20 protein-coding genes and 1 pseudogene are annotated in these 20,313 nt (G+C 40.0%); 17 read left to right on the forward strand and 4 right to left on the reverse strand.

Features of this window, described 5'->3' with window-relative positions:
- Positions 1 to 184 precede the first annotated feature (184 nt).
- From ACPLOV_RS00460 to ACPLOV_RS00475, 4 genes are read left to right on the forward strand one after another with little or no spacing between them, the layout of a single operon-like run.
- Positions 185 to 610 carry an FHA domain-containing protein gene (locus ACPLOV_RS00460; RefSeq protein ID WP_424908764.1) on the forward strand — a complete coding sequence of 142 codons (426 nt, stop codon included), beginning with the start codon at positions 185 to 187 and terminating at the stop codon, positions 608 to 610.
- Positions 594 to 1,820, forward strand: coding sequence for an FtsW/RodA/SpoVE family cell cycle protein (locus ACPLOV_RS00465; RefSeq protein ID WP_424910277.1), 1,227 nt, complete (start codon positions 594 to 596; stop codon positions 1,818 to 1,820). Before ACPLOV_RS00460 ends, ACPLOV_RS00465 begins: the two co-directional genes overlap by 17 nt.
- Positions 1,784 to 3,241, forward strand: a complete 1,458-nt coding sequence (locus ACPLOV_RS00470; protein WP_424910278.1) for a peptidoglycan D,D-transpeptidase FtsI family protein — start codon at positions 1,784 to 1,786, stop codon at positions 3,239 to 3,241. Before ACPLOV_RS00465 ends, ACPLOV_RS00470 begins: the two co-directional genes overlap by 37 nt.
- Positions 3,242 to 3,261: 20 nt before the next feature.
- Positions 3,262 to 4,143: a DMT family transporter gene (locus tag ACPLOV_RS00475; RefSeq protein WP_424910279.1), complete on the forward strand. Its 882-nt coding sequence runs from the start codon at positions 3,262 to 3,264 to the stop codon at positions 4,141 to 4,143.
- Here the strand turns inward: ACPLOV_RS00475 and ACPLOV_RS00480 are convergent.
- Positions 4,140 to 5,417 carry an MFS transporter gene (locus ACPLOV_RS00480; RefSeq protein ID WP_424908768.1) on the reverse strand — a complete coding sequence of 426 codons (1,278 nt, stop codon included), beginning with the start codon at positions 5,415 to 5,417 and terminating at the stop codon, positions 4,140 to 4,142. The two genes, ACPLOV_RS00475 and ACPLOV_RS00480, sit on opposite strands and share 4 nt — an antisense overlap.
- 133 nt (positions 5,418 to 5,550) lie before the next feature.
- Between ACPLOV_RS00480 and glp the strand changes: the two genes are divergently transcribed.
- The 8 genes from glp (at position 5,551) to groL (ending at position 13,331) form a co-directional block, all read left to right on the forward strand.
- Positions 5,551 to 6,783 (forward strand): gephyrin-like molybdotransferase Glp, encoded by a 1,233-nt coding sequence (glp, locus tag ACPLOV_RS00485; RefSeq protein ID WP_424910280.1) that lies wholly within the window; start codon positions 5,551 to 5,553, stop codon positions 6,781 to 6,783.
- A gap of 41 nt (positions 6,784 to 6,824) precedes the next feature.
- Positions 6,825 to 8,747, forward strand: coding sequence for a molybdopterin biosynthesis protein (locus ACPLOV_RS00490; protein WP_424908771.1), 1,923 nt, complete (start codon positions 6,825 to 6,827; stop codon positions 8,745 to 8,747).
- Positions 8,748 to 9,728, forward strand: coding sequence for a GTP 3',8-cyclase MoaA (gene moaA / locus ACPLOV_RS00495; RefSeq protein WP_424908772.1), 981 nt, complete (start codon positions 8,748 to 8,750; stop codon positions 9,726 to 9,728). It abuts the gene before it with no gap.
- Between the two features lie 4 nt (positions 9,729 to 9,732).
- Positions 9,733 to 10,227: a cyclic pyranopterin monophosphate synthase MoaC gene (moaC, locus tag ACPLOV_RS00500; RefSeq protein ID WP_424908773.1), complete on the forward strand. Its 495-nt coding sequence runs from the start codon at positions 9,733 to 9,735 to the stop codon at positions 10,225 to 10,227.
- Positions 10,215 to 10,652, forward strand: a complete 438-nt coding sequence (locus tag ACPLOV_RS00505) for an MOSC domain-containing protein (protein ID WP_424908774.1) — start codon at positions 10,215 to 10,217, stop codon at positions 10,650 to 10,652. Before moaC ends, ACPLOV_RS00505 begins: the two co-directional genes overlap by 13 nt.
- Entirely contained in the window at positions 10,645 to 11,130 is a 486-nt protein-coding gene (locus ACPLOV_RS00510; RefSeq protein ID WP_424908775.1) for a MogA/MoaB family molybdenum cofactor biosynthesis protein, read from the forward strand. Before ACPLOV_RS00505 ends, ACPLOV_RS00510 begins: the two co-directional genes overlap by 8 nt.
- Before the next feature lie 284 nt (positions 11,131 to 11,414).
- Positions 11,415 to 11,699: a co-chaperone GroES gene (groES, locus tag ACPLOV_RS00515; protein ID WP_068747487.1), complete on the forward strand. Its 285-nt coding sequence runs from the start codon at positions 11,415 to 11,417 to the stop codon at positions 11,697 to 11,699.
- A gap of 21 nt (positions 11,700 to 11,720) precedes the next feature.
- Entirely contained in the window at positions 11,721 to 13,331 is a 1,611-nt protein-coding gene (groL, locus tag ACPLOV_RS00520; RefSeq protein ID WP_424908776.1) for a chaperonin GroEL, read from the forward strand.
- A 54-nt stretch (positions 13,332 to 13,385) separates the two neighbouring features.
- Here the strand turns inward: groL and ACPLOV_RS00525 are convergent, their stop codons facing one another.
- The 3 genes and pseudogenes from ACPLOV_RS00525 to ACPLOV_RS00535 form a co-directional block, all read right to left on the reverse strand.
- Positions 13,386 to 14,003 carry an ATP-binding protein gene (locus ACPLOV_RS00525; RefSeq protein WP_424910281.1) on the reverse strand — a complete coding sequence of 206 codons (618 nt, stop codon included), beginning with the start codon at positions 14,001 to 14,003 and terminating at the stop codon, positions 13,386 to 13,388.
- Positions 14,004 to 14,170: 167 nt separating this feature from the next.
- A pseudogene (locus ACPLOV_RS00530) lies at positions 14,171 to 14,917 on the reverse strand (RNA-guided endonuclease TnpB family protein); the annotation flags it as partial.
- A gap of 58 nt (positions 14,918 to 14,975) precedes the next feature.
- Positions 14,976 to 15,320, reverse strand: a complete 345-nt coding sequence (locus ACPLOV_RS00535; RefSeq protein WP_424908448.1) for an ArsR/SmtB family transcription factor — start codon at positions 15,318 to 15,320, stop codon at positions 14,976 to 14,978.
- A 306-nt stretch (positions 15,321 to 15,626) separates the two neighbouring features.
- Between ACPLOV_RS00535 and ACPLOV_RS00540 the strand changes: the two genes are divergently transcribed.
- The 5 genes from ACPLOV_RS00540 (at position 15,627) to ACPLOV_RS00560 (ending at position 20,277) form a co-directional block, all read left to right on the forward strand.
- Positions 15,627 to 16,349, forward strand: a complete 723-nt coding sequence (locus ACPLOV_RS00540; protein ID WP_424908449.1) for a GntR family transcriptional regulator — start codon at positions 15,627 to 15,629, stop codon at positions 16,347 to 16,349.
- Positions 16,350 to 16,354: 5 nt separating this feature from the next.
- Positions 16,355 to 17,095, forward strand: a complete 741-nt coding sequence (nagB, locus tag ACPLOV_RS00545; protein WP_424908450.1) for a glucosamine-6-phosphate deaminase — start codon at positions 16,355 to 16,357, stop codon at positions 17,093 to 17,095.
- Between the two features lie 75 nt (positions 17,096 to 17,170).
- Positions 17,171 to 17,764, forward strand: a complete 594-nt coding sequence (locus ACPLOV_RS00550) for a 5-formyltetrahydrofolate cyclo-ligase (protein WP_424908451.1) — start codon at positions 17,171 to 17,173, stop codon at positions 17,762 to 17,764.
- Positions 17,764 to 19,296 (forward strand): glutamine-hydrolyzing GMP synthase, encoded by a 1,533-nt coding sequence (guaA, locus tag ACPLOV_RS00555; protein ID WP_424910282.1) that lies wholly within the window; start codon positions 17,764 to 17,766, stop codon positions 19,294 to 19,296. The genes ACPLOV_RS00550 and guaA overlap by 1 nt, the downstream gene beginning before the upstream one ends.
- Positions 19,297 to 19,413: 117 nt before the next feature.
- Positions 19,414 to 20,277 (forward strand): phosphate ABC transporter substrate-binding protein, encoded by an 864-nt coding sequence (locus ACPLOV_RS00560; protein ID WP_424910283.1) that lies wholly within the window; start codon positions 19,414 to 19,416, stop codon positions 20,275 to 20,277.
- Positions 20,278 to 20,313: the final 36 nt, after the last annotated feature.

Below are 20,313 nucleotides of genomic sequence, written 5' to 3' on the forward strand. Positions count from 1 at the left end.
GCTTTACGGTACCTTGCTAATCATCAGCAGGCATTTATATTTTTCCTCCTTGGGCTTTGAGTTATAAAAGTAAATTTTAGCAATTCTGTAGAAAGTCGACAGGAAAATTAAATACTAAAAAAAGGAAATAATAAAAAAAAGTCAAATACTAATAATAACCCCTTTTACATAAAATTTAGAGGTGATGATACCGGTGTATGAATTATTGGCCCAATTAGCAAAGTACCTGATTATTGGGCTTTTATATTACTTATTGTATAATTTTTTAAAGATAATGATTATGGATATAAGAGAATACGATCAGGAAGGACCGGGATATTTTTTACAAACCGAAGAGGGAAAAGAGATTCCTTTATTAAAGGTTACAACTATCGGCAGGGCTGTGGATTCCGATATTGTGATTGATGATCCTTATTTATCCAGCAAGCACGCTTTAATATACAAAAAAGGCAATTCGCTTTATATTCAGGATTTAAAAAGTACAAACGGCACTTTTTTGAACGGAGTAAAAATTAGAAAACCGGTGAAATTAAAAGAGAATGACGTGCTGGTCCTGGGCAGTAAAAAGTACATCTTAAAGAGGAGGGAGTTAAATGAGCCCTCAGATTGAAAATATTTATAATAAATCTGCTGCAGTATTTGCAATCACCGGTATAGTGAATTTTTTACTTCTGTCTTATTTCAATAAAACCCTGGGACTGGGGATTTTTTACAGTGCGTTAATTTTTTTAGCGGCTTTTTTCTTTTGCTATATTGTAAATTATAAATTTATTGAAAGTTCGGATACTTATTTATTTCTGATTCCAAGTCTTTTAGTAGAGCTGGGACTTACAATGCTTTGCAGGATAAATCCAGACCTGTTTAAAAGGCAGTTATTGTTTTATATAGCCGGGAGTTTTCTTTTTATTTTTTCTACATTGCTTACTAAATATTTTATTAAAAGAATAAAAAGCCCAATGTTATTTTTTATTCTAACTTTTATTTTTTTACTATTACCCGTATTGTTTGGTGTGGAAAGGGGTGGAGCCAGAAACTGGATTTTGATTAAAGGATATTTTTCTTTTCAACCTTCCGAAATAGCCAAATTATTTTTTGTATTTTACCTGGCTTCAAATCTAAAGGAGGGAAGGTTGGAAAAATTACATAGATTCATATTGGAAATATTTTCAATAATAGTATTATTGATTTTAACCAGGGATTTAGGAGGAGCAATGCTGTTTTACTTAACGGCTTTATTTATGATATTTATAGCCACATCCCGATATGATTACTTTTTATTGGGGGTCATAGTAATTATACTGCTGGGAGGAGCAAGCTTTTACCTTCTGCCTTATGTCAGAGCAAGGGTTCTTGCATGGCTGGATCCCTGGCAGGATGTTCCGGGAAGGGGTTACCAGATAGCCCAGTCCCTGTTTGCCATCGCTCAAGGAGGTTTTTTCGGCACGGGGCTGGGGTTGGGACATCCCGATTATATTCCGGCGGTAGCTACCGATTTTATATTTTCGGCTTTCACCGAGGAGTTCGGATTCTTGGGCGGGCAGGCCCTTATATTATTGTATTTTTTGCTGGTATATAGAGGAATAAGGATATCCCTTTTTTCCAGGGATCCGTATTTGTCCTTGATATCAGCGGGATTGACAATATTCTTTGGTTTACAGGTTTTTACCATTATAGGCGGGGTGATAAAGCTTATCCCGGTAACGGGGGTTACACTTCCTTTTATGAGTTATGGCGGCAGTTCAATGGTCATTAGCTTTACGGCCTTCGGAGTATTAAATGGAGTTTGGATATCTACAAGACAGGAGGAGGTGATGGAATAATAAAAATGAATAATCTTAAAAAAAATATCAAAACTACCTTTTTTATATTCTGTTTATTATTTTTATCATTAATGTCTTATTTAACCTATTTTCAGCTCTACGAAAGGCAAAAACTCATAGAAAGCTCCTACAACAGAAGGCTGTGGGAGCAGGAGGCAAAAATTAAAAGGGGTACAATTTATGATAGAAACGGTGTTACCCTTGCAGAGACCGTAGATTTGGGTACTGAGAAAAAGAGAATATATATAAGCGGTGAAGCTTTTGGTCCTTTACTGGGTTATTCCTCAATGAAGATAGGGCGCTCGGGGCTTGAAAGCGCATTAAATGGAGAGCTTCTCGGGATTTCCCAGAAGGAACCTTTATCTTTGTTGAGACAAAAAATATACGGTTTGTCTCAGGGGAATGATGTGTACCTAACCTTAGATGCAGAGCTTCAAAGAAAGGCTTATAATCTATTGGAAGGGAAAAAGGGGGCGGTAGTGGCTTTAGAACCTAAAACGGGAGCCGTACTTATAATGGTAAGTTCACCCGGTTTTGACTCAAATAAAGTAGAGGAACAATGGGAAAAACTGAAAAGCGATAGGAACCTTCCCTTGTTGAACAGGGCTTTGACCGGACTTTATCCTCCTGGCTCTGCTTTCAAGGTGGTTACCCTATGCGGGGTACTTGAGAATTTTACCGGTCTAGAAAAGGAAAAATTTGAGACAAAGGGTTATATAAAAGTAGGTGGCAGGGTTATAAAGGATGATGATTCGATTAAACCGGGAGAATACAGCCTTAAGGAGGCTTTTGCAGTATCCAGCAACGCTATTTTTGCAGAGCTGGGATTGCGGCTGGGGAGGGATAAGCTTTTAAAGATAGCCGGGGATTTCGGGTTTAATTCAAAAATACCTTTTGAAATGTATGTAAAAAAGAGTCAATTTCCCGGGCATTCCCTCATGGATAGCGATGTACAGTTAGTAGAGGATTCCATAGGACAGGGGAAAGTTCTGGCCACTCCGCTGTTAATGGCATCGATAGCTCAGATAATTGCAAATCACGGGGTTTACCACAGCCCATATATAATTGAAAAGGTAAAAACCCCCTTGGGGCAGGTGAAGGTAAATAATTTAAGGGCTATAAGGAAAACCGTGATTTCACCTGATACCGCAGATATTGTGAGAGATTATATGGTGGAAGTAGTGGAAAAGGGCACGGGTAAAGCGGCAAAAATAAAGGATATTAAAGTGGCGGGTAAAACGGGCACGGCGGAGAATCCCCATGGAGAACCTCATTCCTGGTTTATTGGATTTGCTCCGGCCCAGGATCCGGCTATAGCCATAGCCGTTATAGTAGAAAACGGCGGTTCGGGGGGCAAAGTTGCTGCTCCCATAGCAAGGGAAATTATAGAGGATTATTTTAAAATTAGAAATAGAAAATAGTTTTTCAGGAGGTATTTTGTATGAAGAAAAGCCTGCTGGCTGACGGCGCTCTCCTGTTGGTAACGATTGGGTGGGGGCTCAATTTCGTAGTAATGAAAAATGTATTTTTGAAATTAACGCCTTTTATGTATTTAGCGGTGAGGTTTCTTATTGCCTTTCTTATACTTTCGGGGATTTTCAATGAAAACCTTTGCAATTTTTCAAAGGAAGATATCAAGGGGGGGCTTTTGGCAGGATTATTCTTATTCTTTGGTTTTGCTTCCCAGGCAGTGGGGCTTTTATACACCACACCCGCAAAATCCGGGTTTATTACGGGGAGCAGTGTGGTGATGGTACCCTTTTTTGCCTATTTTGTAACCAAAAAATTTCCCGGGTGGTCTCAGGTCACCGGAGCCTTACTGGTATTTCTCGGGCTTGCGGTAATTTCCGTTGAAGGTAACCTTAAAATAAACCTAGGGGATTTAATAACGGTTTTTTGTGCCGTTTTTTTTGCATTGCAGATAGTTATAATAGAGTATTATGCAAGGATAGCCGGTTCCGTAAACCTTGCTATCCTTGAAACCGGCATTGCGGGAATACTTTCCCTTATAACCGGTGCTATCTATGAGCCCATGCCTGCCAAACTCGATATAATGAGCTGGGCAGCAATTCTATACGCATCGATTTTCTGCACTGCCGGGGCTTTCGTAATTCAAAATATCGCGCAGAAGTACACCACTTCTACCCATGCTGCCGTGATTATGTGTATGGAATCGGTTTTTGCAGGGATTTTTTCTTATATTTTCTGGCACGAGCCCATTACATTAAAAACCCTGTCGGGATTTTTTTTGATTCTGACCGGTGTTTTAATTACTGAACTTTTACCCTCAGGAAAAATGAAGAAGGCTGACCTGCCGGGCTAATCTCTGTCGATATGCCTAAGGGAAAAGGATGAGATAAGCCCGCATACCAGGAAAATTTCGGCAAAAAGGAACATATGTATATATGAAAAATTTTCGATTATTACCCCTCCCAGCAGAGGGAGAAAAGTAGTGGGAGCGGTAAGGGTATTCATCAATCCTATATAAAGGGGTCTTTTCTCCTCGGGGGCTATCTTAAGTAAGTAATTGAAAATACCTACCCATATTCCGCTGTTTGTGGCGCCGACGAGCATAAAGATCATAATGTAAAGCGGTATATATGGCAAATGGTTTAAAAATAGCAAATTTGATAATAGTGCCAGAACGGGCGGAAGGGTAATGAGGTAACCGGTAGTTTTTATAACCTTTTTACTCCCGAATATATCGTTGACCCTGCCGAAAATTAACCCGGCGATAATGAAGCCCACCATCTGGAAAGAAACAAAGATTCCCACCATATCCTCAGAAAGACCAAGATTTGACCTCGCATAGGTAATATAAAAGGGAAGCGGTAAAAAGAAAAACCTGAAAAGTGTGTTAACTATGATAAGCATGGAAAAGTCCTTATCGCTTTTAAAAACCAACGGAATGCCTTTCAGATATTCTACTAAGCTCGGCGCATTGTTTGTTTTACTTTTTTCATCCTCTATTAAGCGGGAAAAGGAAAAAAATGAAAGAAGTGCAAAAAATAGCGCTAAGGAGAAAATTATTATGTAATTATAGGGGAAAATTATCGTTTTAACGTTTAATATCCCTTTTATGATAAAACCTGTTAAAAATGAAAGGCTACCGCTTAAAAACTGCGTTTTTGAATAGTAGCGCCCCCTCATAGGTACCGGTATGGATTTAGCAAAAAGGTCAATCCACGGGACCCCTGTTATTCCATCGGCAAAGGACATAAGGGTAAAAAATAAGAAAAATAAGATAAGAGCCAAGTTGGGGCTTTTTACTGCCAGAAATGCCGATAATATTATTGAAAATAGAGCAAACCTATATAAAATTGCACCAATTAAGACCAGCGGTTTTTTGTAAGGGAGGCCCTCGGCCCTCCTTGCTACCAGCAGCTGGGGCAAAAACCATCCGCAGTTTCTTATGGTGGTAGTAAGTCCTATAAGAACCGGAGAAGAGGTCAGCATGCTAACAAAAGAAGGTATAATGGTGCCCGGGTCTATAAAGGATGTAGAGATATTAAAAAAAATTGAATCATAGCTTAATGCATTGAAGTTATTTTTTACTTTTTTTTCCTGAAGATTGTATTGTTCCTGTAGATTTTGCAATTTTTATCCCCCCGATATTTCAGTATAACATAAATTAAAAGGGGTGGATACTCTAATTATTTTTTTATTATTGAAGGATAAAGGTTTTTTTTGTAGAATATTAAAACTAAGGATTATTACGGGAGTGAGCAGGGTGTTATTTGAAGTAAAAAGTGTTAAGGAAGCGGTTAATATCATAGAAGAGAATATAAATATAACCGATAAAGGTTTTGAAGAAGTGGATTTATTTGAAGCAGCAGGCAGGGTGGTTTATTCGGAAGTACAGGCCGGAGAAGATGTCCCTGCCTTTAATAGATCCACGGTGGACGGTTATGCGGTAATTGCTAAGGATACCTTCGGCGCTAGCGAAGCCGTACCCGCCATACTGGAAGTGATCGGGGAAGTAAAGATGGGCGAAAAAACGGAATTAAAAATAAACCAGGGGCAGGCTGTAAGGATTTATACCGGAGGAATGCTTCCGGTGAATTCGGATGCGGTCGTTATGCTTGAATATGCACATCCCCTTGATGATAAAACACTGCTTATCGAAAAACCGGTAGCTCCCTTTGAAAACGTAATAAAAAAAGGTGAGGACATGGCAGCGGGGGAGGTTCTATTTAGAAAAGGTCATACCCTGAGAACCCAGGATGTGGGAGCATTAGCGGCACTGGGAATCACCAGGGTCAAAGTGTTTAAAAAGCCAAAAATTGGCATTATTTCTTCCGGGGATGAGGTAAAAAAACCCGATGAAAAAGTAGATATGGGAGAGATAAGGGATGTCAACACCTATACCGTGTTTTCCGCTTTAAAAGCCCTTGGTGCTGCGGGAATACCTTTTGGGATTGTGAGGGATGATTTTGATCAAATAAAAAACACCTTGAAACTTGCTCTGAAAAACTGCGATGCCGTAATTATTTCAGGTGGAAGTTCCGTAGGTGCCAGGGACCTCACTTTAAAAGCTATAAACAGTTTGGGAGAGCCGGGATTAATTTTTCACGGTTTGTCGGTAAAACCGGGGAAACCCACGATTTTTGCTGTTGTTAAAGGAATTCCTATCCTTGGACTTCCCGGACATCCGGTATCTGCTCTGGTGATTTTTGAACTCATTGGAAGGCCTCTGGTAAATTTACTCATGGGCAGGGACAAAGATTATGGCTCGTATGAAATTTTAGCAAAATGCGACAAAGATTTATCATCGGCTGCAGGAAGGGAGGACTATATAAGGGTAAGGCTGGAAAAAAGGGGAGATGGGCTTTGGGCTGTCCCGGTTCTCGGAAAGTCGGGAATGATTTGCACGATGTCGAAATCCGACGGTCTTTTAAAGATTCCTTCAGAAAGGGTAGGCGTATCGAAAGGAGAAATGGTGGAAGTAATTTTATTAAAATAAAGTAAAATATTTTTTATGCTATTTTTAAAGAGGTGTTTACTGTGAAGAAAAAAGATATATATTTGGATGCCATTCCATTGGAAGAAGCTAAAAGCATTTTTTTTGGAGAACTGGAAAGAGCAGGCATTTTTTCAAAAAAATCTGTAGAAGAAATTAATGTATCGGAATCCTTAGGGAGAATTACCGCTGAACCGATTTTTGCCAGGATATCGTCTCCCCATTACAATGCCGCGGCTGTAGATGGAATTGCCGTTTTATCGGAAAGGACTTACGGGGCATCGGAAACAACACCGGTTATTTTATCAAAAGGCGAATTTGAAGTAGTGGATACAGGGGACCCGCTCCCGCCCAATACGGACAGCGTAATTATGATGGAGGATGTGAATTTTATCTCCGATGAGAAAGTTGAAATAATCTTTCCCGCATTACCCTGGCAAAATGTAAGGCTGATAGGGGAAGACGTGGTGGCAACAGAACTTATAGTTCCGGAAAACCACCGACTTCGGCCTCAAGATATAGGGGCTATACTTGCAGGGGGACATGTAAACATAAAGGTTTACAAAAAACCGGTTTTTGCCATAATCCCTACCGGTACGGAACTTGTTAATCCGGGGGAGGAGCTAAAGCCGGGCGATATTATAGAATACAATTCAAAGGTATTTAAAGCCCTTTTGGCCGAGTGGGGAGCGGAGGCTCTGATATTCGAAAAGCATAAGGATGATTATTACCGAATAAAAGAAACGGTAGAAAAAGCTTTAAAGATCGCCGACGGGGTAATAATAAATGCCGGCTCTTCCGCAGGCAGGGAAGATTTTACTGCAAATATAATAAAGGATCTGGGCAAACTCCTGGTTCATGGAGTTTCCATAAAACCGGGTAAACCCGTTATCCTGGGGCTGGTGGAGAATAAACCCGTTCTCGGCATACCCGGGTATCCCGTTTCGGCTTTTTTAACCATGGAGCTTTTTGCAAAGCCCTTAGTTTTAAGGATGCAAGGACAGTCCTTCACGGAAAGAGAAAAAATACGGGCTATATGTACAAGAAGAATTGTTTCCAGCATAGGAAGCGAAGAGTTTATCAGGGTAAAAATAGGGAAAATCGGCGATGAGTTTGTTGTATCTCCTTTGCACAGGGGGGCCGGGACTATTACCTCATTGGTCAGGGCAGATGGAATTTTGAGGATTCCCGCAAATAAAGAAGGAATAGATGCGGGGGATTGCGTTGAAGTTGAACTTTTAAAAGATAAAAAGGAAATAGAAAATACCGTTGTGATAATTGGAAGCCACGATGTGGCGATTGATATACTTGCCAATGAGGTAAAGAGGCGGTATCCGGAGATTAATTTATCTTCTGCAAATGTAGGAAGTATGGGCGGAATAATGGCGCTGAAAAGAAAGGAAGCCCACGCAGCAGGAATGCATTTGCTCGATGTGGATACGGGAGAGTATAATATTCCTTATATAAGGCGTTATCTCAAGGATGAAAAAATAGTCCTTGTAAACCTTGCTTTTAGAGAACAGGGATTAATTGTTATGAAAGGCAATCCCAAAAATATAAAAGGGATAGAGGACTTAAAGAGAAAAGATATTACCTTTGTTAACCGGCAAAAAGGGGCAGGGACCAGGCTCCTTTTGGACTTGAAATTAAAACAGCTGAATATTTCACCGGAAGAAATAAAGGGTTACGATAGAGAAGAATTTACCCATTTGGCGGTGGCTGCCCAGGTAGCGGGAGGAACCGCGGACTGCGGGCTTGGTATCCTGTCGGCGGCAAAGGCATTGGACTTAGATTTTATTCCCGTTTCACCGGAAAGATACGATCTGGCTATTTTATACGAATATTTCGAGATGGAGGCGGTTCAAAAAGTACTGGAAGTATTAAGAAGCAGTGAATTTAAGGAAAAATTAAAAGCCTTAGGGGGGTATGACACTTCTCTTACAGGTGAGATTATTGGGGGCGATTAAATGATAGATAATTGCGGTAGAAAAATAAATTACCTGAGAATATCGGTTACGGACAGATGCAATTTCCGGTGCCGTTACTGTATGCCGGTAGAAGGTGTAAAAGCTTTAAGACACGAAGAAATAATGAGTTTCGAAGAAATTCTTCGATTTGTAGAGGCTGTGGCTCCCCTTGGGATTGAAAAGGTCAGGGTTACCGGAGGTGAGCCGCTTGTCCGAAAAGGAATAGTCGAATTTATTTCTGCTCTTTCCTCGATTGAGGGTATATCGGATATTTCAATGACCACCAACGGTTCGCTTTTTAAAGAAGTTTCGTATGACCTTAAAAAAGCAGGTTTGAAGAGGGTAAATTTTAGCCTTGATACGCTGAATCCCGAAAAATTTTCCTATATAACGCGATGGGGTAAATTAAAGGACGTGTGGGAGGGCATAGAAGAGGCACTGCGCTTAGGTTTTAATCCCGTAAAGATAAATACGGTAGTAGCTCGGGGTTTTAACGATGATGAAGTTGAAGATTTCGCAAAACTTACCTTAGAATTTCCCGTTGTGATACGCTTCATTGAACTGATGCCGCTGGGAGATGGAGGATGGACAAAAGGAAGATTTATTTCAGCCCAGGATATAAAGGCAAGGATAAAAAGCGAGCTACTAAAGGTAAATAATATCGAGGGCAATGGACCCGCCGAGTACTTCCAATTGCAAAATGCAAAAGGTGTAATTGGTTTTATTACCCCTATAAGCCGGCATTTCTGCGAAAGGTGCAACAGGGTCAGGCTTACCGCCGATGGAAAGTTAAAACCCTGTCTTGCTTCTTCAGCGGAGCTGGATGTAAAGGGATTGATGAGAGGCGGTGCCGGTGTTGCAGAAATTCAAAAGGTTTATAAAGAAGCCCTATCCATAAAGCCTTACGGCCACAATATGAGTTATGATAAAAATGATGATGGCCGGGATATAAAAAGAAAAATGTGGCAAATAGGAGGTTAGCAGGGTGGAGTTTACACATTTTAACGAACAGGGCCGGGCTAAAATGGTGGATATTAGCGAAAAAGATGTAAGTTTCCGGGAAGCTTTTGCCTGCGGATATGTTTACATGAAACGGGAAACCTTAAATATGATTGTAGAGGGCAGGATAAAAAAAGGCGATGTGCTTGCGGTAGCTCAGGTAGCCGGAATCATGGGTGCCAAGGAGACATCAAGGTTAATACCCATGTGCCATAATATTTTGCTTACCGGTGTAGACATAAATTTTCAAATAATGGAACAAGAAAGCGCCATAAGGGTAGAAGCACGGGTAAAATGCATCGGAAGAACTGGCGCGGAAATGGAAGCCTTGACTGCGGTATCCATCGCATGTTTAACAATTTACGATATGTGCAAAGCTGTGGACAAAGGTATGGTAATTAAAAACATCCAGCTATTGGAGAAAACCGGTGGAAAATCCGGAAATTATAAAAGGGAGGAAGAAAAACCATGGGAAAAGTAGTGGCGGTTTCTTTAAGTGAGAAAAAAGGCGAAAAAAAGAGGAATGTGGAATTTGTGAATATCTTAGAAGATTACGGTATAGAGGGAGATGCCCATGCTGGGGGCTGGCACCGCCAGATAAGCCTGCTTGCATTAGAAAGTATAAAGAAAATGAGGGAGAAGGGGCTTGATGTAAATCCGGGAGATTTTGCCGAGAATATAACCACTGAAGGTATAGATTTTTCAAAAATTGAAATCGGCACCAGGTTAAAGGTGGGAGAGGTCCTCCTGGAGATCACCCAGAAGGGCAAGGTCTGTCATGAGAGATGTGCGATTTACTATCAGGCCGGTGATTGTATAATGCCGAAAGAAGGTGTTTTTGCAAAGGTCCTGAAAGGTGGGAAGGTATATCCGGGAGATTCCATAGAGGTGATTAAAAATGCTTAGAGTTGGTGTGATTACAGCCAGCGACAGGGGATACAGGGGAGAAAGGGAGGATTTAAGCGGCAAGGTTATCGAAGAAATGGTAAAGGAAATTAATGGAGTTGTGGAAGAATACAAGGTTTTACCCGATGATTTAGAAGTTATCAAAAAAGAGCTTATTAATATGTCCGATAAAGGCCTTGATTTGATTTTGACAACCGGGGGGACGGGTCTATCTCCAAGGGATAATACGCCCGAGGCTACTCTTGCGGTAGTGGAAAAACTTGTCCCTGGAATTCCTGAGGCAATGAGGATGGCAAGCCTGGCAAAAACCCCCCATGCGATGCTATCGAGGGCTGTAGCCGGCATCAGGGGAAAAACCCTTATTGTTAACCTCCCCGGAAGCCCGAAGGGGGTAAGGGAGAACCTATCGGTAATTTTACCCGCCCTTCCTCATGCTGTAGAGGTATTAAGGGGAGAAGTAAAGGACTGCGGAAAATAGTATAATAGCTTGTATTTTTTTGCTAAAAATGGATATTATAAATTTAAGATAATTAAAACATGAGATTTAATAAGCTAAAAATATAAAGAGAAATTTAAAAATAAGAGAAGAAAGAAAATAAAAAAATTACAAATTGAACTTTTTCAGCCCGAAATTCTTAAAAAAATTTGAGAGGGGGGATTGATTTTTATACATAAATTGGTTATTATTTGAATTGTAATTAGCACTCATTAATGTTGAGTGCTAATAAAGCTATTAAAAGCCAAGACGAAGGAGGGTTTAGAATGGCTTTAAGACCTCTCGGAGATAGAATAGTTGTTAAGGTGCTTGACAAAGAGGAAAAGACAAAGGGTGGAATCGTTATTCCCGATACCGCAAAAGAAAAGCCCCAGAAGGGAGAAGTTATTGCAGTAGGTACAGGGGAAATAGTAGATGGTCAGAGGGTACCCCTGGAAGTGAAAGTGGGAGACAAGATAATCTTCTCGAAATATGCGGGTACCGAAGTAAAAATTGATGAACAGGAGTACTTAATATTAAGACAAAGCGATGTCCTGGCGGTAATAGAATAATTTTAACAGGGGGGAAGAAAAATGGCAAAACAGATTTTATTTGATGAAGAAGCCCGCAGGGCTCTTTTAAGGGGAATTGATAAACTGGCCAATACCGTTAAAGTCACCCTTGGACCAAAAGGTCGCAATGTGGTTTTGGACAAGAAGTTCGGCACACCCACTATTACCAATGATGGTGTTACAATTGCAAGGGAAATTGAATTAGAAGATCCCTTTGAAAATATGGGAGCCCAGCTTATTAAAGAAGTAGCTACAAAGACCCAGGATGTAGCGGGTGATGGTACCACTACCGCAACACTGCTTGCTCAGGCGATAATCCATGAGGGCATGAAAAACGTCGTTGCCGGGGCAAATCCCATGCTCATAAAGAAAGGAATTGAAAAAGCGGTTAAAGCTGTGGTAGAAGAACTCAAAACCTTCAGCAAACCCGTAGAAACAAAAGAAGCTATTGCTCAGGTAGCTTCCATTTCGGCAGCTGACGAAGAAATTGGAAACCTCATTGCCGAAGCGATGGAAAAGGTAGGAAAAGATGGCGTAATTACAGTAGAAGAATCCAAAACCATGGGCACCACCCTGGAAGTTGTAGAAGGAATGGAATTTGACAGGGGTTACATATCCCCCTACATGGTAACCGACACGGAGAAGATGGAAGCAGTTCTTGATGAACCTTTCATATTGATTACCGATAAAAAACTTTCCAATGTTCAGGATTTGATCCCCATTTTGGAAAAAGTAGTACAGAACGGCGGAAAACTCTTGATCATTGCCGAAGACGTAGAGGGCGAAGCCTTAGCAACCTTGATAGTCAACAAACTCCGCGGAACGCTGCTTTCGGTAGCGGTAAAAGCTCCCGGCTTTGGTGACAGGAGAAAGGCAATGCTGCAGGATATCGCCATTTTGACCGGCGGTCAGGTAATCTCTGAAGAACTCGGATTTGATATTAAGAATGCCACAATTGATATGCTCGGAAGGGCAAGACAGGTAAAAGTTGGCAAGGAAAACACCATTATTGTTGATGGATACGGCGATAAGGAAGAAATCAAAAAGAGAATTAATTCCATTAAAGCTCAGATTGAGGAAACTACTTCCGACTTCGATAGAGAAAAACTACAGGAAAGACTTGCAAAACTTGCCGGCGGCGTAGCCGTAATAAAGGTCGGCGCAGCTACCGAAACCGAGCTGAAAGAAAAGAAACACAGGATTGAAGATGCTCTTTCTGCTACAAAGGCTGCTGTGGAAGAAGGTATTGTACCCGGCGGCGGCACCGCTTTCATCAATGCTTTACCCGTACTTGACAAGGTAGAAGCCGAAGGCGATGAAAAGATAGGTGTGGATATCATAAGAAGAGCTTTGGAAGCACCTGTAAGGCAAATTGCTTACAACGCCGGTAAAGACGGCTCTGTAATTGTTGAAAAACTGAAGACTATGGAAAAAGGTATCGGTTTTGATGCCTTCCGTGAAGAGTTCTGCAACATGATTGAAAGGGGTATAGTGGATCCGACAAAAGTAACCCGCTCTACCCTCCAGAATGCCGCAAGTGTTGCCGCAATGGTTCTTACCACTGAAGCTGTTGTTGCAGAAATCCCTGAAAAGGAAAAGAACCCTCCGATGCCCAATCCTGATATGTATTAATGAAAAAGAGCCCGCTAAAAGCGGGCTCTTAAAATATTATGATCAGCATACTTATTAATTAATTATTTCACCATCGATAGAAACCGTGACTTCCGAATAAGGGATTATTTTATCCGAGAGGGCCATTGCTTTTCTCACGGCGTAGCTCATGCCGTTACAACAGGGCACCTCCATTTTTATCACCGTGATACTTTTTATATCGTTATTTAATAATATATCCTTAAATTTCTCTATATAGCTTTCTAAGTCATCCAATTTCGGACATCCTATCAGAACCACCCGGTTTTTTAAAAAATCCTTATGAAAATTGGAATAGGCAAAGGCGGTGCAGTCCGAAGCTATAAGCAGGTCGGCATTTGAAAGAAATTTTGCTTTTGGATGAATAAGGTGTATTTGTACCGGCCAGGAATTAAGACTAATCTTATCATTACTTATTTCATTATTTATTGATTCATTATCTAATGACTTTCCTTGAGCTTCGGTTTCCACTTCTATTATTTCTATTGCATTTTCAGGGCAAATTAGACAGCTTCCCATACCATCACAAAGGTCTCTACTTACGAGTCTTGCCTTACCGTCGATAACTTTTATTGCTCCTTCATGGCAGGCTTTTTCACAGAGCCCGCATCCGTTGCACTTTTCTTCGTTTATCCTTACTATTTTGCGCTTCATATCCTTCCTCCTGAAATTTAATATTTTTATTTATATTATATTCGTGAACTACCATCCACCTAAAGAGGTGGAGGCTTCCTACTTCATCGACCGGACTTGCTACTGGGACTGTATCCCCAGTAGTAGAGGTCCAATCTCCACAGGCGTAAATTCGGGTGGTTCCCACCCTACTGATTGCTTATACAAAAAATTCCATAGTTTCTCAGGTTCTTTGCAGCATTTTCATCTCTATCATGGACTGTTCCGCATTTCGGACATCTCCACACTCTATCTTTTAACTTTAGCTCTTTGTTGCTGTATCCACATCTGCTACACATTTTCGAAGATGGAAATGACCTGTCTGCCGCTATGACTCTCCTGCCATACCAATCTGCCTTGTATTTAAGATATCTCAAAAACTTTGACCATGAACTATCAAGAATGTATTTCGATAACCTTGTTTTTGATAGTCCCTTTACATTCAAATTTTCAATCACCACGACTTGGTTCTCGTCTATGATGGTCTTAGATATCTTGTGCAAAAAGTCTTCCCTTGAGTTCTTTACATATTCATATTCCTTTGCAAGTCTTTCGCTTGCTTTCTCCCAGTTTTTAGAACCTTTTTTCTTCCTTGACAATTGCCTCTGCAGTCTTTTGAGTCTCTTTTCAGCTTTAATAAGATATTTCGGATATTCAATCTTCAAAGTCACTGTATCACTTTCAATTGTTATAAAGCTCTTCAAACCTAAATCTACTCCACAAACAAAATTCTTTGGCTCTTTTACATCATTTCTTGGGTCTTGTAAATCTACAAGTATACTTACATAATACTTGCCTGCTTTTGTTTTCACAACTGTTGCAGATTTTATTTTCCCTTCAAACTTTCTGTGAAATACTGCTTTTATTCCATCTTTCATCTTTGGTAAATAAAAAAAATAAGTAACCTGTGTTACCAAAATAAAAAACTTTTACCGGGGCGGTAAAAGTTCAGGATTAATATTCAACTTGCTCTTTTAGAATTTCGTCTATGGAATTTAATACCTGGTGATTTTCCTCTAAATTGAGAAGGATTTTTATTATTTTTTTTACATCTTCGTTAACTACGGAATAGATGACCTCAACACCAGCTCTTTTCCCTTTTATAATCCCTTTTGATTTTAATGCGGCAAGATGCTGGGAAACCGTAGACTGAGGTAAATCCAAACAATCCTGAAGCTCGGTTACGTTGCAGTCTTTACACAGTAATTTGCAGACAATACATAGCCTTGCCGGATGTCCTAACGCTTTAAAAATCTCAGCGGTTTTTTCAATCTTTTTTTTGAATTCCTGCTTATCCATGTCGTCCTCCATAAATAAATTATTTTATATTATTATAATATTATTATATATCAATAGAGAGAAATTAAGTAAAGGGTTAGTGAAAATAATAATATTAACAAGAACCCAAATTTTTATAATTTTTAAATCAAACCGAAAATAATAAAACAAAATATAACTTTAATATAGACTTATACGTACAACAATATATTAATATTATACATCCTGTTTATTCACAAGACAAGACAGTTTTATTTTTTTAAGAAAAAATTTATAATGTATAGACAACTATATATTATAATGATAAAATAATTCTGGTGATGCAATATGATAGATAAAAAAAGTCCGATACCCGTTTACTTTCAATTAATGAATTATATAAAGGATGAGATTAAAACAAAGAAATTAAAGCCCGGAGACCTTTTACCTTCGGAAAGGGAGTACTGTGAAAGATTTAATATAAGCCGTATGACGGTCAGACAGGCACTGAAAGAACTGGAAAGAGAAGGCATTATAAAAAGGGAAAGGGGCAGGGGCAGTTTTATAGCTTCCTACCCCATAGAACAGGAAGGGATAATGAGCTTTACCGAAATAGCCCAGAAGGAAGGATTGGTGGCTACTACCAGAGTGCTGGAATTTACCAGGGAGAAGGCAAAAAATTGTGCTAAGTTTTTAAATATAGACGAACAGGAAGATGTGATTAAAGCCACAAGACTAAGAATAGCCGATGGGATTCCCGTTGCTCTTGAGACAGTTTATCTATGGGAGAAAAAGGTACCCAGTATAAATATGGACAAATTGACGGGGTCACTGCACAGGGTTTTAAGAGAAGATTACGGTATTAATATTACGAAATCAAAACTTACCTTTTCCGCCATTTTCCCGACTCTTGAATTAATGAAGACCCTGGATATGAAAGAAACGATTCCATTGTTGAAAATCGAGAGTGTTTATTACAGAGAAGAGCCGGTATATTATGAAGTATCCTTTTATAGATCCGACCTCTTCAAAGTAACGGTAAATTTGACAAAAAATCTGAAAGGGGAGTGATGGACGTGAAAGTAATAGTTGTAAAAGACTATACAGAATTGAGCAAAAAAGCGGCATTTTTTGTTGCGGAGGAAATAAAGAAAAAACCTGACCTGGTTCTGGGGCTGGCTACTGGGTCTACTCCTCTTGGAATGTACAGAGAACTGGTTAAGCTTTTTCAAAACGGGGAAGTGGATTTTTCAAGGGTTATCACTTTCAATTTAGATGAATACGTCGGGCTTTCTCCTGAGGATAAAAACAGTTACCATTACTATATGTTTGAGAATTTTTTCAAACATATAAACATTCCACCGGAAAACATACATATTCCCAATGGAATTGCTGATGATATTGAGGAGGAATGCAGAAGGTACGATGAGGAAATTTTAAAATACGAAAGGATAGACCTTCAAATTCTGGGTATAGGAATTAACGGGCATATAGGCTTTAACGAGCCCGGGGATGAATTGATTACTTCTACTCATGTTACGGAACTTTCTGAAGAGACGAGAAAAGCCAATTCTAAGTTTTTTGAAAGCCCGGATGAGGTACCGAGATTTGCCATTACTATGGGACTCGGCACGATTATGAAAGCAAGGAAAATTCTTTTGCTGGCGAGTGGTAAAGAAAAGGCAAAAATTATTTTTGAATTCTTAGGGGAAGAATCGGTTTCAACAAAAGTTCCGGCGTCTTTCCTTCTTATTCATCCCGATGTTACCTGTATAATTGATGAAAAAGCAGCTCAATTGATTAAAGGGCAGGGGTAATAATCCTTGCCCTTTTTAAATTTAAATGGTATAAAAATTTTATAAAGGAAAAAACACAGCAGGGAGAATAAAGCTATGGAAAAGAAGGAAATAAGGAGAAAAATGATAGAAATGAGGGATACCCTACCGAAGGATATCATTGAAGAAAAAAGCAGGGTAATCCAAGAAAAACTTTATGAATTAAATTACTATAAAAAAGCAAAAAACATAATGTTTTACGTAAATACGAGAAATGAGGTAAGGACCCTGGATGCAATAAAAAAAAGCATATATTTGGGTAAGAAGGTTTTTGTACCGAAGGTTATTAATAAATGTGATATGCTGGCGGTAAGAATAAAGAACCTGGATGAATTAAAACAAGGGCATTTTGGTATTTTAGAGCCCGTTTCCGGGGAAATAATAAACCCAAAAGAGCTGGAAGCTGTGGTTATACCCGGAGTGGCTTTTGATAAAAGGGGTTGCAGGCTCGGTTACGGGGGAGGGTATTACGATAGATTCCTGCAAAACCTCAAGGCCGATGCGATTAAAATTGCCCTTGCCTTTGAATTTCAAATTTTAGATGAACTTCCCAAAGAAGAATATGATATACTTATGGATATTATAATAACCGAAAAACGGATTTATTTCATAAATAAAAAAGACCAATATTATTTAGAGGAGGTTTATTGATGGATTTGAGGGAAAACGTTATCATTCTTGATTTTGGCGGGCAATACAGTCAGCTTATTGCAAGAAGGGTAAGGGAGTCACAGATTTACTGCGAGATATTGTCTTATAAAACTCCTGTAGAAGATATAATCCGAAAAAGCCCCAAAGCCATTATCTTTTCTGGCGGACCGGCCAGCGTATACTCGGAAAATGCCCCTGCCTGTGATAAAAAAATTTTTGATCTGGGGATACCTGTACTTGGGATATGCTACGGGATGCAGCTAATGTGTCATATGCTGGGCGGTAAGGTAAAAAGAGCGGGAGTAAGGGAATATGGAAGGGCAAGGCTTTATGTGGAGGAAGAAGATGGAATTTTTTACGGTTTGGAAGATAGTTTTGACGTATGGATGAGCCATGGCGATTCCATTGAAGTACTTCCTCCTGGTTTTAAGACCCTTGCGAGGACGGAAAATACTCCTCATGCGGCGGTAAGTAACGGTAAAAACCTTTTCGGTGTTCAATTTCATCCTGAAGTTGTACACACAACCAGGGGCAGGGAGATATTGAACAACTTCTTGTTTGGTGTGGCAGGATGTAAGGGTACGTGGACCATGAAGGCTTTCATAGACGAACAGGTGGAAAAAATAAAGGAAAGGGTAAAGGATAAAAAAGCCCTTTGCGCTTTGAGCGGGGGAGTTGACTCATCGGTAGCGGCTGTTTTAACCCATAAGGCTATAGGCGATAACCTTGTATGCATTTTTGTTGACCACGGCCTTTTGAGGAAAAATGAAGCTGAAAATGTGGTAAAGATTTTTAAAGAGAAGTTTAACATAAATCTCATCGCTGTGGATGCAAAAGAAAGGTTTTTGAAAAGGCTAAAAGGAGTTACCGATCCGGAACAAAAGAGAAAAATAATTGGGGAAGAGTTTATAAAAGTATTCGAGGATGAAGCGAAAAAGCTCGGCAGCATAGATTTCCTCGTGCAGGGGACCCTTTATCCTGACGTGATAGAAAGCGGCACCGAAACCGCGGCCGTAATAAAAAGCCATCACAATGTGGGAGGACTCCCCAAGGATTTAAAATTTGAGCTTATAGAACCTCTGAGAGATCTTTTCAAGGATGAAGTGAGGAAAGTGGGATTAAAACTCGGACTCCCAGAAGAGATAATTTTCCGTCATCCCTTTCCGGGCCCCGGCCTTGCAATAAGGGTTATCGGGGAAGTAACTGAAGAAAAATTGAATATCCTCAGGGAAGCCGATGCAATTGTAATGGAAGAGATGAAAAAAAGCGGTCTTTACAAAGACTTATGGCAGGCTTTTGCGGTTTTAACGGATATAAAAAGTGTGGGAGTAATGGGAGATGAGAGGACATATTCTTATACTGTCGCTGTTCGGGCCGTAAACAGTGAAGATGGGATGACCGCCGACTGGGCGAGATTACCTTATGATGTTCTCGACAGAATTTCCGCAAGAATAGTGAATGAGGTATGGGGTGTAAACCGGGTGGTTTACGATATTACATCAAAACCACCGGCGACTATCGAGTGGGAATAGGAATTAACATAAAGTTAATACTTATTTAGCAGAGACTTTACAATGCACCTTTATTATATTAATTGAAGGAAATTTTTCAGTATAAAAGGGATAATAAAGATGGAGGTGCATTGTAAAATGCAAAAGAAAAAAATTGCGACCATTATTACCCTGTGTTTAGTTACCGCACTGATTTTATCCGCCTGCTCTGGTAGGGAGAAACAGGGTGAGCAGCAAAAGGTTACCGGAACGATAATTGCAGCAGGGTCTACCGCAATGCAGCCCTTAGTGGAAGAAGCGGCAAACCAGTTTATGGAAAAAAATCCGGGAATTCAGATTCAGGTGCAGGGTGGAGGAAGCGGAACGGGTCTTAAACTTGTGTCCGATGGGACGGTTCAAATTGGAAACTCGGATGTGCCTGCAGAGGATAAGTTAGATAAGGAAAAAGCTAAGGAACTTGTACCGCATAAGGTATGCGTCGTTGGATTTGCTGTAATAGTAAATCCAGCGGTTAAGGTGGATAATTTAACAAAAGACCAGCTCATCGGTATTTTTACAGGAAAAATTACAAACTGGAAAGAAGTAGGAGGAAATGACCTGAAAATAGTGGTGATAAATAGACCTGCGGGTTCTGGGACCAGGGCAACGTTTACAAAGTATGCCCTGGATGGCAGGGAAGAAACCCAGGGGATGGCTTTAACTCAGGATTCCTCAGGTACGGTAAAGAAAGCCGTTGCGGATACCCCCGGTGCCATAAGTTATATTGCCCTATCGTATGTGGACAGCAGTGTAAAAGTCGTGAAACTTAATGGAGTAGAACCTTCTAAGGAAAATATTGTAGAGGGTAAATACCCTGTCTGGTCCTATGAATATATGTACACTAAAGGGGAGGCTGCGGGAGCGGTAAAAACCTTTATCGACTATATGCTTGGTGATGAGGTAAAACCGATTATAGAAAAATTGGGGTATATACCGATAGGAGATATGAAGGTCACAAGATGAACAAAAGCCGGGAATAAAAACCCGGCTTTTTTAACA

This window comes from Thermovenabulum sp., assembly GCF_049723235.1.
GTDB lineage: Bacteria > Bacillota > Thermosediminibacteria > Thermosediminibacterales > Thermosediminibacteraceae > Thermovenabulum.

Bases quoted from the DNA above. Each gene is read 5' to 3' on its own strand.
- ACPLOV_RS00460 (WP_424908764.1), top strand. From the start codon at position 185: ATGATACCGGTGTATGAATTATTGGCCCAATTAGCAAAGTACCTGATT.
- ACPLOV_RS00465 (WP_424910277.1), top strand. From the start codon at position 594: ATGAGCCCTCAGATTGAAAATATTTATAATAAATCTGCTGCAGTATTT.
- ACPLOV_RS00475 (WP_424910279.1), top strand. From the start codon at position 3,262: ATGAAGAAAAGCCTGCTGGCTGACGGCGCTCTCCTGTTGGTAACGATT.
- moaA (WP_424908772.1), top strand. From the start codon at position 8,748: ATGATAGATAATTGCGGTAGAAAAATAAATTACCTGAGAATATCGGTT.
- ACPLOV_RS00505 (WP_424908774.1), top strand. From the start codon at position 10,215: ATGGGAAAAGTAGTGGCGGTTTCTTTAAGTGAGAAAAAAGGCGAAAAA.
- ACPLOV_RS00510 (WP_424908775.1), top strand. From the start codon at position 10,645: ATGCTTAGAGTTGGTGTGATTACAGCCAGCGACAGGGGATACAGGGGA.
- groES (WP_068747487.1), top strand. From the start codon at position 11,415: ATGGCTTTAAGACCTCTCGGAGATAGAATAGTTGTTAAGGTGCTTGAC.
- groL (WP_424908776.1), top strand. From the start codon at position 11,721: ATGGCAAAACAGATTTTATTTGATGAAGAAGCCCGCAGGGCTCTTTTA.
- ACPLOV_RS00525 (WP_424910281.1), bottom strand. From the start codon at position 14,003: ATGAAGCGCAAAATAGTAAGGATAAACGAAGAAAAGTGCAACGGATGC.
- ACPLOV_RS00535 (WP_424908448.1), bottom strand. From the start codon at position 15,320: ATGGATAAGCAGGAATTCAAAAAAAAGATTGAAAAAACCGCTGAGATT.
- ACPLOV_RS00540 (WP_424908449.1), top strand. From the start codon at position 15,627: ATGATAGATAAAAAAAGTCCGATACCCGTTTACTTTCAATTAATGAAT.
- ACPLOV_RS00550 (WP_424908451.1), top strand. From the start codon at position 17,171: ATGGAAAAGAAGGAAATAAGGAGAAAAATGATAGAAATGAGGGATACC.
- guaA (WP_424910282.1), top strand. From the start codon at position 17,764: ATGGATTTGAGGGAAAACGTTATCATTCTTGATTTTGGCGGGCAATAC.
- ACPLOV_RS00560 (WP_424910283.1), top strand. From the start codon at position 19,414: ATGCAAAAGAAAAAAATTGCGACCATTATTACCCTGTGTTTAGTTACC.